At 39.5% G+C, this 14845-nt stretch carries 9 protein-coding genes; 2 read left to right on the top strand and 7 right to left on the bottom strand.

Annotated elements, in window-relative coordinates:
• Positions 1–134: 134 nt before the first annotated feature.
• Both AAEY94_RS05090 and AAEY94_RS05085 read left to right on the top strand, forming a co-directional pair.
• Positions 135–977 carry an HDOD domain-containing protein gene (locus AAEY94_RS05090; protein ID WP_101085693.1) on the top strand — a complete coding sequence of 281 codons (843 nt, stop codon included), beginning with the start codon at positions 135–137 and terminating at the stop codon, positions 975–977.
• Positions 978–1101: 124 nt separating this feature from the next.
• The gene (locus tag AAEY94_RS05085; RefSeq protein WP_101085691.1) at positions 1102–2613 is read left to right on the top strand and encodes a putative bifunctional diguanylate cyclase/phosphodiesterase; all 1512 of its coding nucleotides are present in this window, start codon (positions 1102–1104) and stop codon (positions 2611–2613) included.
• Between the two features lie 38 nt (positions 2614–2651).
• Here AAEY94_RS05085 and AAEY94_RS05080 read toward each other — a convergent pair whose 3' ends face one another.
• From AAEY94_RS05080 to AAEY94_RS05050, 7 genes are all read right to left on the bottom strand, one after another.
• Entirely contained in the window at positions 2652–3086 is a 435-nt protein-coding gene (locus AAEY94_RS05080) for an acyl-CoA thioesterase (RefSeq protein ID WP_101085689.1), read from the bottom strand.
• 40 nt (positions 3087–3126) lie between these two features.
• A complete protein-coding gene (locus tag AAEY94_RS05075) occupies positions 3127–3813 on the bottom strand; it encodes a substrate-binding periplasmic protein (RefSeq protein ID WP_242445095.1) in 687 nt (228 codons plus the stop codon).
• Positions 3814–4280: 467 nt separating this feature from the next.
• A complete protein-coding gene (locus AAEY94_RS05070) occupies positions 4281–8111 on the bottom strand; it encodes an EAL domain-containing protein (protein WP_350977740.1) in 3831 nt (1276 codons plus the stop codon).
• Positions 8112–8421: 310 nt separating this feature from the next.
• Positions 8422–8895 (bottom strand): LabA-like NYN domain-containing protein, encoded by a 474-nt coding sequence (locus tag AAEY94_RS05065; protein ID WP_350977738.1) that lies wholly within the window; start codon positions 8893–8895, stop codon positions 8422–8424.
• Positions 8896–8912: 17 nt separating this feature from the next.
• The gene (locus AAEY94_RS05060; protein WP_350977735.1) at positions 8913–12017 is read right to left on the bottom strand and encodes a multidrug efflux RND transporter permease subunit; all 3105 of its coding nucleotides are present in this window, start codon (positions 12015–12017) and stop codon (positions 8913–8915) included.
• Positions 12017–13054, bottom strand: a complete 1038-nt coding sequence (locus tag AAEY94_RS05055) for an efflux RND transporter periplasmic adaptor subunit (RefSeq protein ID WP_350977965.1) — start codon at positions 13052–13054, stop codon at positions 12017–12019. Before AAEY94_RS05055 ends, AAEY94_RS05060 begins: the two co-directional genes overlap by 1 nt.
• A gap of 324 nt (positions 13055–13378) precedes the next feature.
• Positions 13379–14611, bottom strand: a complete 1233-nt coding sequence (locus AAEY94_RS05050) for a hypothetical protein (RefSeq protein WP_101085677.1) — start codon at positions 14609–14611, stop codon at positions 13379–13381.
• Positions 14612–14845: the final 234 nt, after the last annotated feature.

Here is a 14845-nt window from a genome sequence, read left to right as displayed (position 1 = left end):
TCGAAGGAATTTATAACTGTTAAATCAGCACAGAAAGATATAAATAATTGAGTTGTCGTCAGTTGAGTAATCGCAAACGTTATCGGTTTGGGTATATAATCCAACATTAGAGACTATTTATTTATGGAGAACCCATGTCTACGGAACATCAACTCTTGGTTGGACTATTAAAAAAGCTCAAAGATGATGCTTTAGTTTTACCAACATTACCTGAAGTGGCCATGCGTGTTCAAGAAGTGGTATCTCGTCAAGATTCGAGCCTTAAACAAGTAGCAGATATTATTGGACAAGATGCGGCTATTTCAGCCCGTATTATTAAAGTGGCAAACAGCGCTTTATATTCTCGTGGTAATAAAGCAGAAAGCATAAATGCCGCCGTTAATCGTATTGGTTTAGTGCAAATTAAATCCATTACCACGTCAGTTGCCATGGAACAGCTCTTTATCTCAACCAACGAAATGGTGTGGGAGGTGATGGATGAGGTATGGAAGACCTCTATTGAAGTGACAGCTTCATCTTGTGCGATGCTTGAAATGTATAACAAACGTCATCCCACTAAAAAACTAGACCGTGATACGCTTACCCTTGCGGGATTGGTACATAATATTGGTGCATTACCAGTATTAACCGAAGCAGAAGTTCACCCAGAATTGTTTAGCCGAATTGATGACTTACGAAGTCTCGTACGTAAAATGCAGGGGCCGATTGGTCGTGCGGTATTAAAAACGTGGGACTTTGCCCCAGAAGTTATGGAAGTGGTGGAGCGTTGGGCTGATCTTCATTATATGCCTGAAAAAGTGACTTATCTCGACTTTATTCGTTCTGCGGCATTTTATACTGGTGAACTTAGAGCCGGTGAAGAGTTAGAAGAAAGGTTAGGTGTCTTTGTCCTACGAGGTTTACCTGTAACACCAGAAGATCTTGCTAGTGATGAGTTTATTGATATGTACCATTCAATTAAGCAAAGTTACGAATAATGCTATGTTAAGTGAGTTTCACGGATATTAATCAATGAGTTAACATTAAATGATTAATATCTAAGTGAGATTTTTTTGATGTTTAAATAACCGATGACTAAAACTGTAACATGATGAATACTTAATGAATTATTTGCTAATAACAGTGTTATTTATGATTGTGATTATGCTGTGCACCATTGCATTTCTCCATTGGCGTCAGCATCGTTTTATTAAACAATTAACTCACTCGTTAGAATTACAATTACTCAATCAAGATTCATTTAACATAGATTCTCCTGCCAAATCGTTAAAACCGCTCATTAATGTCCTCCATCATTTACATCAATCAAGCCTATTTAGCACCGAACGAGATAAGTTAACCGGATTAGCTAATCGTGTCGGCTTTAAACGTAAAATGTTGTCAAAAATGCCTATTTCAGAAGGTATGTTAGTGCTGGTGGATATTCGACAATTTCGTTTTGTGAATGATTTATTTGGTTTTTTATTTGGTGACAAATTGCTGAAAGCTTTTGCCAAGCGGATAGATAACCTGAACTGTAAAGCACAGTTCATCGCACGTATGAACGGTAATGAATTTTTGTTGTTTTTCCAGCAACCGTTGACTGTCGAGCAGTTGCAAACGATAAAAAATGATTTACAAAGTCCATTTGAAATAGAACAACAGCCAATCAGTATCAAAATGCAGCTCGGAGTATTGTCGCTCAATGAGCATCATGCCGATGTCAGTTTGATGCTGCGCCGTTTAGATTTAGCACTGAAGAAAGCCAAAGCATTAAAACAGCCGATTGCTTTTTACGATCAAGATGATGATAAAGCACAATACCGAGAATTGTTGATTATTAATGGCTTGCCTAAAGGGTTAAAGCAAGGTCAATTATTTATGGTATTTCAACCAAAGCTAGACATAAAAAGCGGCCGATGTAAGCAGGTTGAAGCGTTAATTCGTTGGCAACATGAAGGCTTAGGATTAATTTCTCCAAATGAATTTATTCCATTAGCGGAACAGACTGGAATGATCGATATTCTGAGTAGTTGGGTGTTAGATAACGTATTGGCTCAACAAGCCAAATGGCGAAATATGGGGGTTTACGTTAATGTAGCCATTAATTTGTCATCTACTGATTTAGATAATCCAAACCTTGCTGCCGATGTCGCCACCAAACTATCTCAGTATCTGGTTCCTGCCGAAACCATTACCATTGAAATTACTGAAAGTGTGTTAATGAAATCGCTCGAGCAAACGATTGTTACCTTAAATCAATTACGTGATATTGGAGTTAAACTTGCGATTGACGATTTTGGTACTGGTCATTCTTCTTTAGCTTATTTGCGTCATTTGCCCGTTGATGAAGTGAAAATTGATAAAGCTTTTTTAGATGAATTTGAAACATCTCAAGCGGCGAAACAAATTGTTAAGACCAGTATCGAGCTGGCTAAAAATTTAGGTTTTGAAGTGACGGTTGAAGGGGTTGAATCTAAGTCTGTTTTAGATAGGTTACATCTTTTTGGAGTAGACACTATTCAAGGTGATTACTTTGCTAAACCATTGACAGCCAATGAGTTTGAACATCTTTATCCGCAACTTAATTATCAAAAAATTAATAATCCACACTTTAGTGATCCTAAAAGTTAATTTCTTCAACGTTAAATGTCGTTGTGTCTGATGGTTAATTACTTAAATCCTGCTGATAAATGAGCGATTAATTCTACAGGCATAGGTGCAAGTTGACGCTTCTGGTTCATGCAGACCATTTCAATTGTAGCGGTTACTGCAGGTTTTTTAGCATTAGGCCGCCATATTTGTTGTTTCCATACGGTACGATATTTACTTTCAAAATAAAATTGTGTGCGCACATCAATAATATCTGCAAACTCAACCCCATCGTGACATAACATATCGCTGCGATAAACGGCAAAACCCAATTGTTGTTGCTGCCAAAGTTGGCTGAGTACATCTGCGCCGATGACATGTTCACGCGCACGCTCGAAATATTTTAAGAAGTTAGGATGATATACCACACCAGAAAAGTCGGTGTCCTCATAATAAATTTGTACAGAAAAAGAGTGAACTGGGCTGTACTTGTGCTCTACAGAGGGGTGACTCATTACACTATGACCTTATATTATTGATATTGTGGTTATGTCGTTAATCATTTGAAGGCAGAAGCAGCTGTTGGTACTTACCTTGTCTTTGTAACGTTAGCAGCCCTTTGTCGAGTAATTGGCTAATGTGCTCTGCTTGAGGGTTAAGTTTAGAAAATGCGACGAAAATTTTACTGGTATGATTATTAAACTTAGCTTTTATATTACGGCTAACACCCATCTGTTCGATGTAAACATCAGCAACAAGGTCATACATAATGGCGGTATCAATTCTGCCTACTAATAATAAATTGATTAATTGGCGCTGGCTATTTACCGTGATGACGTGTAACTGCAGCTGTTCAACAAGCGTCGTAAATTCGTCGCCGTACTCATAACCACTCACAATACCAATCGTGCTTTTTATTGGGATCTGCCATTTATTATCCGCAATGGTAGGGTGTTCTTTGGCAAAGAAAAAAGAAGCTGTTACTGTAAACAAAGGTTCATTACCGAATATAAATCGGTTAATAGTGCTTTGCTCTTTTGTCACATTAAAAACGCCATCAACCGAACCTCGCTCGGTCATAATCAAACCACGAGTATAGGGTACGACAATAGTAGAAACGTCAACATCAACTTGCTTAAAAGCCTGTCTAATAAGGTTATGGGAAATACCATTACCCACTTCATCGGCAAAAGGAGGCCAACTATCTTCTGCCGCTAAAGTGATTTTTAGTGGTTCTGCCACGGCGATGGTCGAGTTAAATGTATATAAAACTCCCACTGATATGAATATCAATTGGATGAATAAACGAGCTCGTTTGGGCATGGGAATGTAATCAAAAATTAGTTTTTTGTAACGTATTAACGACATATAATCCTTTATAGAAGTGTCCTGCTACGGCCCAGCAAGAATAACACTTTTGCAAATAAAGTGATATTCCCAATCATGTGAGCCCTCTCATTATTGATTTAAATAATAACAATGTAATGCGATATGAATAAGCATTTCACAGGTAATTATCTGCCTTGAAATGAATGTGTCTTCGCATCAATAACGAGAGTTTAAGGCACCTTATTAGGGTTAGTTTAGAATACAGATTGATAGGTAACAGCATCGTTAGTGAAGGTTATGTGTGTTTGCAGACGTCGCAGTAAGTCGTTAACAGTTTGGGTGCTGCTTATGCATGAATCGCTAATAAGTTACCGCTCTCATTATTCGTTTTCAACTTCAACATATTCACATAAGGTTAACTTGTTATGTAGAAGACATACTTCTAATTGAGTGACATCAAGAGCATGACTGAATAAAAAACCTTGAACTATTTTACAATTATACTGTTTCAATTTAAGCAGCTGAGCATGAGTTTCGACGCCTTCTGCAATGACATCTAATTTCAGCTCATTACCTAAGGTAATGATGTTTCGTAATACTATATTGCTGGTTTCTTCAGGCAAAATACTGCTTAAAAACCCCTTATCAATTTTTAAAGTATCAATGGGGAACTGGGTCAAATAGTTTAATGACGAATAACCTTTGCCAAAATCATCTAGGGCAATACGTACGCGTAATTGTTTGAGTGCTAATAGAACGTCTTGTGCTGTTTTTAAATCTTTAATGAGTAATGACTCGGTTATTTCAAGTTCAAGATGATGAGCCGGGAAGGTGGTTCGTTCTAAAATGGCAGCAATGTCATCAACAATAGTCGGTTGTGATAATTGTACCGGTGAAATGTTAACCGAAATATTGCCTCTCAGTATCCCTTGTTGAAGCCAGCGATATCCTTGCTGACAGGCTTGTTCAAGTACCCATAATCCAATATCGATAATTAAGCCACTGTCTTCAGCTTGATCAATAAAGCGGCTAGGAGAAATCATCCCGTGTTGAGGGTGATTCCAACGAAGTAACGCCTCTAAACCGACAATCTCATGTGTATCAACGCAACATTTTGGCTGGTAATGCACTTCAAGTTGCGCATCTGACATGGCATTATTTAGCTGATCTTTAATCAATAATCTTTCTAATAGTGCCGTGGATAATGTTTCGTTAAAAAAGTAACTTCCGTTTCGCCCATTTTGTTTAGCTGCGTACATGGCGGTATCAGCATGTTTTAATAATGTTTTGGCATCTTTACCATCTTCCGGGAAGCATGCCACACCAATACTGGCAGAACTGTTTAGCCAATATTGATTAATTTGATAGCCTTTGTTGAGCGTTTGACGAACTCGTTCAATGATATTAACTAAATCTCGGTTCACGTCGGCCGCAACTTGCTCGTATGGAATGATTAAGGCAAATTCATCTCCGCCGAGTCGAGCCAATACATCTTGTTGGCTTAAACAATGCTGAAGCCGTTTACCAACTTGGATAATGAGCTCATCGCCTACGTCATGGCCCATAGAATCGTTAACTTCTTTAAAGTGATCTAAATCGATAAACACCACAGCGGCGGTGTTGTATGGATTAGACATAAGTAATGACAGTTGTTGATTAAAATGAAACCGGTTTGCCAATCCCGTTAAGCTGTCAAAGTTAGCCCGGCGACTGAGCTCTCTCATTTGTTTGATTCGAGATAACGCAAACAAAATCATAATCAATATAATCATGGTGCCCGAAGCAATTAATGCGTAATACCACCAGGCTTTTTTTATGTTAAATGCAAATTCTGCCTGTTGGTTGCTCCATATACCGTCGCTATTGGTGCTTTGTACTTTAAACACATAATCACCAGCGGCTAAATTAGTGTACATCGCCCGAGGTAATAATGTGGTCAGCCAATCCTGATCGAACCCGGCTAACATATATCGATATTGATTCCGTTCAGGGGCAGTATAGTCTAATGATGCAAATGAAAACTGGATCATGTTGTTGTCGTAATCAAGTATCGGCTTCGGGGGAGGGTTATGGCTGTTAATATTAATATACGATTTATTGGCTATTTTTGCCGAAGTGATATGCACCGGAGGCGCAAAATCATTTTGGCTAATAGTGTCGATATCTATCTGTATCACCCCTTTATTAGTACCTAATAGTAACTGGTGTTGATAAATGGCTATTGCGGCTTCATTAAAGGTTAAGTTGTCGGTGTTAATCACGCTGGGATAAACACTTATTTTAGCGGTTTTTGGGGTATATTTGATCAACGTATGCTGGCTCGTTAGCCATAAATTACCTTGGTCATCACCAATGACGGCTTTTAAACGGTTATCTGGTAGGCCTTGCTGACGTGTAATGTATTCAATGGTAAATCCCTGAGGTACATTTGATGTTGGAATTATTTTTGCTAACCCGAGACCTTGGGTTGCTGCCCATATAATGCCTTGTTTATCTTGGTAAATACCGCCTATTCGGATGTTCTCTCTTTCATTACCTAAGCTTAAGTGTGAGGTGATATCCGTTTTAGGATCGATAATGAAAATACCATTGGTGGTGGCTAACCATAACTCACCTTGGGTAGCGATTAAACTGTCGAAGGTGAAATTCCCACCTGAAGTATAAAGATTATCCGCATCGTTAAAATAATGTTTTATTAAACCTTTTTGCGGGTTAAATAGCATTACGCCAGCGTCTAAATAGCCAGTGATCCACACATTGCCTTCTTGGTCTGGGTCAACAGTATAGAAATCAGTATTAGGAAAGCCATAGGGATTATTCACTTTATTACTAAAGTGTTGCACAGTGTCAGAGCGTTGATCATAAAAACTCAGGCCTTCAGCGTCAGAAAACCACAGATTATTATCTTTGTCTGTTGTTACGTTCCAAATATTGTTTATTAATGATGGAGTGGTTTTATCTTTTAAAGGTCCTAATTCAACCGTTTTATTATCGATGTTTATCTTATCGATACCCTTATTTGTTGCTACCCAGGCATCACCTGATTGCGTTAAGGCTATTGCGTAAACATTGCCTCCTGATAGCTCTGATTGGCTGGCAAGGGGTTTATACAGTCGACTTGATTTTTTCAATGGCGTGTAAAAGGCCGCACCTTGGTTAGTCGCAAACCAAATGATTCCTGAATGGTCGATAAATACATCATCAACATCATTGGTCGGTAATGATTGTTGATTAAACGTTTGTGAGGTTAACCAGTCAAAATGTTCGGATGCGACAGTTAAATTTGCCGCACCTTTATCGGTACTAATCCAGATATGTTGATCGTCTTCAATCGCTATGCTGGAGATGTAGTTACTGGGAATTTGTCCAACCTTTGGTTGTTTTGGACTAAAAAAATGCTGGAATGTGTTGTCGTTAGGCATAAATTTAATTAAGCCAAAATGTTGGCTACCAAACCAAAGTTGACCATGATTATCTATTTGACTCGTCAGAATGTAATCATTAAATAAATCTGCCGTAGTAACGGCTGAACCTGTAGTGGATATTGCTTGTGCTTTATCTGATTGATATAGCTGCATTGTTGTACTGTTGGGTTCTAATAATGCGAGACCATGGTCGGTCCCTACCCAAATACGGTGTTGAGTGTCTTCAACTATGCTGTAAATAGATGTTTCTACAGGAGTATCTTGTTGGTTTAAATATAATGGAACCGAGATAAAATCGGTTCCATGCTCTGTTTTATATTGTAACCCACTGCCAGTACCTATCCATAGCTGGCGTTTTGAATCCAAGTATAAACGCATTATCCAATTGGTGTTTTGAGCGAAAGGCTGTTGTGAGGTGGGGTAGATGTTAAGTTCATCATCGACGGTGAGTTGATTAAGACCGTCTTCAGTAGCAAACCAGATATTGCCTTGGGCGTCTTCGATAATATCTGTCACAAAGTTATTCGATATATGTCTTTTGGATCCCGGTGAAAACTGAAAGTTTATAAACTCTTGGCCATCATAACGGCTCACACCAGCATCGGTTGCAAACCATAAAAATCCGTTTTTTTGCTGATAGATAGAGGTGATCATGGTTGACGGTAAACCGTCAGCAATATTGAGCCTATCTATTTGAAACTGTTCTGCGTTTGTGGCTGAAATAAAGGCAACTGAAAGAAGTAAGCATAACAGCGAGCATAACCATCTTTGGAAAAAGAACACCATCAGAGACCTTATTATTATTTTTATGAAAAACTGATTTTGATACCTATAATAACAGGATGATATATTGTAAATACAGTCACTATTTTACACAACAAAATAATAACATTGTTTGTGAATTTGGGATCTACTCATCTTCCTCTCATCAAATTTAAACCGTATTGATGAGAAGAAACTTGTGTAAATGAAGGCTTAATGGCTGAGGAATAAATCAAACTAATTTCTGTTGGTATCTATCTTAGCGATATTTTTGTCGTATGTGTTAGCTTTGTCGCTTGTGCTTAAAGTGGGTGATTATTGTCATTGTTTGTATTTAAATAAGAAGCGAGGCATCGATTGCGGTGAAGTGCTGGGCTTGATCGGTTAATGATTTTGCAGTGAGGCGCTCAACACTTAATACATGGGTGTAGCATGTGGTCGTTTGATTGATTTTTTTGAGTAACAAATCGAAATCACCATCACCAGACAGTAAAATAACCTCATCTACCGTGGGCGCTATCTCTAGCATGTCGATGGTAATCCCAACATCCCAATCTCCCTTGGCGGAACCATCACTGCGCTGGATATAAGGTTTGGTTTTAACCGTAAAACCAATATGTTTTAGTGCATCTTGAAATTTAACCTGACCGTCATCGGCTGGTGCTATAGCGTAAGCTATTGCGTGGCTAATAGTGCCCTGTGCCGCCAAATGTTTGTATAAAGCTCGGTAATTGAATGAACGGCCAAAACCTTGCTTACAGGTGTAATAAATATTTTGCACATCTACAAATACGGCAAGCGTTGTCATTATTACACCTGTGAAGATTAAGGCTGTTGCGCTTTTTGAGCGGCAATGGCGTCATTAAGTTGTGCTTCAACAAACCCTGGAGAGTGAGTTGACGAAGAAATAAGTCGGTACATTGCGGGTATCACCAATAGGGTGACAACGGTCGCAAATGCCATGCCGAAGAATATCACAGTTCCTACCGCAATACGGCTTTCACTCCCCGCGCCGGTTGATACGATTAATGGTATGGCACCAATAAGGGTGGTAAAGGCTGTCATTAAAATGGGTCTTAAGCGACGAGCCGATGCGTCAATAATGGCATTGTCGAGCGATAAGCCTCGGTCGCGTAGCTGATTAGCAAACTCAACGATTAATATACCATTTTTAGTTACCATACCAATCAACATGATCATGCCAATTTGGCTATAGATATTCATCCCTTGATGAGTGAGCACTAAGCCAATAAAGCCACCAAAAATCCCCATGGGAACGGTAAACATCACCACTGCAGGATTGATAAAACTTTCAAATTGAGCCGCCAATACCAGATAAGCAATCAGCAGTGCTAAAGCAAATACAATGAGCACCCCAGCTTGGTTCTCTTTAAAGTCTTTTGACTCACCCGTGTAGGCAATTGAAATATCGTTTGGCAGTAATGTTATTGCGCGTTGTTCTAAAAAGTCGAGTGCTTCGCCAAGGGTATAACCTTCGCCTAAATTTGCCTTGATGGTGATCGATTTTTGCTTATTGGTATGACTTAATCGTTGCGGCGAGGCAACTTCTTCAACTTTAGTGACGGTATCAAGGGTGATTAATTCGCCTTTGCTGCTTCTAAAGTAAATCTTACTGAGGTCTGTGACGCTGTTAAAGCTGTTTTCATCACCGCGAAGGTACACATCATATTCTTCGCCACGTTCAACAAAGGTTGTTTCACTGCGGCCGCCCAACATGATTTCTAAGGTTGTCGCTATTTCTGAAACGCTAATGCCTAACTCTGCAGCTCGTTGCTTGTCTACCGTCACAACAAGTTCTGGTGTGGTCTCTGCGTAATCTAAATCAGCCCCGTCCAGCATAGGGCTTGCATCGGCTTCTTGTTGTAGTACTTGAGCCCATTTAAATAACTCAGAATAGTCAGAGCCGCCCAATACAAATTGAACCGGTTCACTTGATTGGCCTCTAAATCCTGGCAACATTGGCCGTACCATGACATCTGGAATGTCTTTTAACGTTTGGCTGATTAACGCTAACGCTTGTTTAATATCGGTATCACGATCTTGCCAGTCTTCTAACTGGATAATCGCAAATCCGGTTTGATCTCCCGCTCGACCGCCAAATGCTGGCGCTTCAACGCTAAATGATTTCACTACTCCTTGACCCAATAGTGGCATTAATCGGTTTTCAACGATGTCCATATTGGCAACCATGCGATTATAACTGGTGCCTTCGGCGCCTTTAATAAACGCAAATAATACCCCGCGGTCTTCTTGTGGTGAGAGTTGAGAAGGGACTTGTTGCAAGAGTAAATAGCTACCACCGATGCAGGCGATAATAATGAATGGTGCTGCCATGCGCCAGTGCAATGCCCATTTGACCATACTACGATACCGTTGCTCTAAACGATTAAAGCCATTATCGATCGCAATGTTAAAACGATTTTTCTTCACATTGGCTTTTAATAGTTTACTGCTCATCACTGGGGTAAGGGTAAGGGCGATAAGGGATGAAAACAGCACCGACATTGCCAGCATCACGGAGAACTCAGTAAACAATAACCCGACCATGCCATCCATAAATGAAATAGGTAAAAATACCATCACCAGTACTAGGGTAGTTGATATCACAGCAAAACCGACTTCGCGAGTCCCTTTATAGGCCGCAAGTATCGGTTTTTCACCTTGTTCAATATGGTGGAAGATATTCTCAACCACAACGATGGCGTCATCAACCACTAGACCAATGGCTAGAATAAGCGCCATTAGGGTTAATAAGTTAATGGAGTAACCTAAGCTGTATGCCGCCATAAATGCGGCAATTAATGATACTGGTACTGTGACTGCAGGAATGAGTGTTGCCCGTACTTGACCGATAAAAATGTACAGCACAAGAATAACCAATACCCCAGTAATGAATAGGGTGTTGTAAACCTCATTAATCGAGCGCGCAATAAACACATTGGCATCATAATCGACAACCAACTGCGTTCCTTTTGGCAGAAAACTCTGCACTTTGTCGACTTCTTGTTGTACTTGCAATGATATATCTAATGGGTTGGCATCAGATTGCGGCACTATGCCTAGGCTTAGGTTAACGATGCCGTTACTTTTAAAGGTCGAGTTTTCATTTTCTGCCCCAATGAACACGCTAGCGACATCTTTAAGATAAATAGGCGTGCCATCGTCAGCAGTGTGGACAACTAAATAGTTGAAGTCTTCTGGGCTGTAATATAGCCGTTTTGTTCTGACTGACATGACGGTGGTGTCGTTACGGACTTCGCCACCGGGTGTTTCAAGATTTTCGGTATTTAACGCACTAATAATGTCGTTGGTAGTTACATTTCTACCGGCCATTAATTGCGGTTTTAGTTGTACATACATGACTTTGTATAAGCCACCAGAAATATTGACTGAGCTCACCCCAGTAATTAAGCTAAATCTGTCCTCTAATACCCGCTGGGCGTAATCAGTGAGTTGAGTACGATCCATATTTTCAGAGCTTAAGTTGACGTAAATCGACGGCTCACCAGTACCATTATCTTTAGATACAATCGGATCATCAGCTTCATCGGGTAAGCGACGTTGTGCTTTGGCAACGGCATCTCGTACGTCACTGACGCCTTCGGTTAAGTCCCAACCTAGTTCAAACTCGATTGAAATACGTGACATGCCATTTCGAGTGGTTGAGGTGATTTCATCAATACCGCTGATGCCAGTTAATTCATCTTCAAGGCTCTTGGTGATTTTACTTTCCATAATAGTGGCAGATGCACCGCTATAAGTGGTCATGACGGTCACTACCGGATTTTGTACGTCGGGCATTTCTCTAACCGACAGTTTAGAGAACGACACTAAGCCAAAAACACACAGTAATAAACTTAATACAATCGCAACTACAGGGCGCTTTACCGCCGTATCACTTAGCCACATTATTTTTGCTCCTGTTTAACAGGGCTTGTTTGAGCTTGCTTAGCTAAGTCTTTTACTTTGACACCATCACGCATATTTACCAGCCCTTGAACGACGATGTGGTCGCCGATATTTATGCCAGATTCCAGTAACACTTGGTCGTCAATTCTGGCGCCTAACATCACTTCGGTGCGTGTGGCGATATTGTCCTGGTTGATTACGTAGACATAACGTTTGGTACCAGAATATTCAAGTGCTTGTACCGGAACAATAGGGGAAGACACGCTTGGAAATACCAGTGTCGCTGACATCATCATACCGGGCTTTAATTGACCCTTTTGATTATCAAACTGACTACGAATATTGAGATTGAGTGTTTGTGAATTGACGCGTGGATCAATAGCGATAATCTTGCCAGTAAAAATGGTTTTATTCCATGCTCTGCTGGAAGCGTTTACCGACATTCCTGTACTTAACAAAGAGAGATAATGCTCCGGCACTTGTAAATCGAGCTGTAACACGGATAAATCATCAAGTGATAATAGTGACTCATTGATACTGACCATCTTGCCGCGGCTGAAGTTAACCAAACCAGTGTTTCCTGAAAATGGCGCGGCTAGAGTATGGTAATCCAGATCTGTTTTGGCTGATTCAAGGCGAGCGAAAGCGATATCAACACTGGACTTTTGCGCTTCTATTTCTGTTTGAGTGATGGCGTTAACGTGAATCAACTTGTTAAACTCATTAAGCTTACGCACTTCATCTTGATAATAGGCTTGCGCTTCGGTTACGCTGGCTTTTGCTTTGCGGTTATCAAGTGTCAGTAGTGCTTGGCCTTTATTGACGTATTGGTTAGATGTGACTGCTATGCTGTCTATTTTTCCTGCGACTTGTGGCGCTATCATTACCGAGTGAGTTGCCGCCAGTTTTCCTATTAAGGTAATTGATTGCGAAAGCTCATGTTGTTCAACGGTGGCGGTGACGACAGGAACCACTTTTTCAGCGCGAGGAGGTGTGGGCACGGCAACACCATTGGAAATAAACCCAACATATCCCATCATCAATACGGTAGTCGAAAAAAGACATTGGCTAAGTTTTTTGATCATTTAAGTACACATCTCTATAAGCAATAATTGATGATGTCGTTACAAGACGACATTGGCTAACGACTAGCCCGTGATTGATGCAAGCTTATTGTAATTATATTTGCTTAATTCAGCGTAAAGTAATGTAAATCTTTTAATTTTCTTTGTAACAAGGCGCATATCAATAGTGGGTTTTGATGATGCTATAGCAACAAAAAAAGCCATATCCGAAGATATGGCTTTGATTTATGTCAGCCAGGCTGAACAAATAGTTATGTTAAAACACTGGTTGAAACATTACTTCTCGATAGGCTCGTTAGTAAATTCAATGTTTTGCTTTTTATTGACAGGTGTAACACCCATAAAGTATTCATAACCTTTATCGGATGATTTCTTTTTGGCATCATCATCACTTAACTTAATACTGGTTTGGTCTGAAAACAAGGTGTATTTAGCCTTAGTTTTTTGGACTACAGGCTGCGGTTTAGCTGATGGTTTAAGAATACCTTTTGGGACTTCTGCTGTCACTGCTTTAGCTTGGTTGCTGGCTGTATTAGACGCAGCAACATTGGCAAATTTATAATTAAATACGCCATTGCCTTCAACATTTTCGACGCTTGATTTATCTTGATTTTGGTAAGACGCTAAAATGCCGTGTTTCCCTAAAGGGATCTCGTGAAAAAGTTTTTTACCCGTGCCTACTTTGGTGCCATTGATATACCAATCTGCTGGTACGTTACTGATTAAGGTAACCATCGCCGACTTAAGGCCTAATTCTTCATTTAACATTGAGTCAATTTTATCGTTATAAGAAGGCTTAAAGTTCATCGCCACTTTATAATGCAAATCGCCTCTCATATTCATATTGGCGTCGATAACTTCATATGACAATAAAACACTTTTGTCATTTAAAAACGGCGACTCATTACGAGTATTGGATAAAATGCTGCTTTTAGACTCTTTCAAACAATCTGCGATAGTTTGATATTTTGAACACTCAGTCGAACCATTAATATTGACTGGCAGTGTGCTGCTTGATTTAGATAAATCTGCAATTAAACGATTAGTAATATCAGTTTTGAGTTTAAATAGTTGCTGACTTTTAGCGGCACGTTTTTTATTTATCGCCTCATATTCAGTTAATATTTCAACCTTTTCAGTTTCAAGGCGTTTACTGTCTTCTTCTGCCTTTAGGGTTAATTCATCGACTAAATTGACAGACTCTTCAATTTGTATATAGGTTTCTGGAAGCCCTGTTTTAGCCCGAATAACCTTAGGTAATTCTGTAATAAGCTCATCGTAGCGCTGCTGTTCTGAAACAATTGTTTTTTTCAGACCTTCAACGTCATAGGCTTTTTTATTAAGCTGTGAGAATTTGTCATTAACAGTGATTAGCAGAGAATCGATATCGTATTGATTTTCAATTTTATTGAGAGTCTGCTTTTCTGATGTGGTAATGACTTCGAGTGCCGCAAATGAGTTGCTTGCGTATAAGCACAATAAAGCAAGGCTAATTGAACCGTATCTCACTGATATCTCCATTAAATTTCTCTACAAGCTGGAACCATCGACACTCTGTATTGCGCTGAGTGTAATCAGCAAAGAGTAAAATAATCCGTTAATAATTTATAATACTGAAGTTATTTTGGCTTTACAAACAGATTGTGGTGCATTGCTCACAATAAATTGACAAATTTTTGACACTTGTCGAGATTTCGATCGTTAGTTTTGTAATAATCTTTTAAATAATGGCTAATATAATAA

The organism is Shewanella sp. AC34-MNA-CIBAN-0136 (genome assembly GCF_040309945.1).
GTDB lineage: Bacteria > Pseudomonadota > Gammaproteobacteria > Enterobacterales > Shewanellaceae > Shewanella.
Note: the sequence above shows the minus strand (reverse complement) of the source record. Positions and strands in the feature narration are given on the sequence as shown.

Bases quoted from the DNA above. Each gene is read 5' to 3' on its own strand.
- AAEY94_RS05080 (WP_101085689.1), bottom strand. From the start codon at position 3,086: ATGAGTCACCCCTCTGTAGAGCACAAGTACAGCCCAGTTCACTCTTTT.
- AAEY94_RS05090 (WP_101085693.1), top strand. From the start codon at position 135: ATGTCTACGGAACATCAACTCTTGGTTGGACTATTAAAAAAGCTCAAA.
- AAEY94_RS05070 (WP_350977740.1), bottom strand. From the start codon at position 8,111: ATGGTGTTCTTTTTCCAAAGATGGTTATGCTCGCTGTTATGCTTACTT.
- AAEY94_RS05060 (WP_350977735.1), bottom strand. From the start codon at position 12,017: ATGTGGCTAAGTGATACGGCGGTAAAGCGCCCTGTAGTTGCGATTGTA.
- AAEY94_RS05085 (WP_101085691.1), top strand. From the start codon at position 1,102: ATGAATTATTTGCTAATAACAGTGTTATTTATGATTGTGATTATGCTG.
- AAEY94_RS05055 (WP_350977965.1), bottom strand. From the start codon at position 13,054: ATGGGATATGTTGGGTTTATTTCCAATGGTGTTGCCGTGCCCACACCT.
- AAEY94_RS05065 (WP_350977738.1), bottom strand. From the start codon at position 8,895: ATGACAACGCTTGCCGTATTTGTAGATGTGCAAAATATTTATTACACC.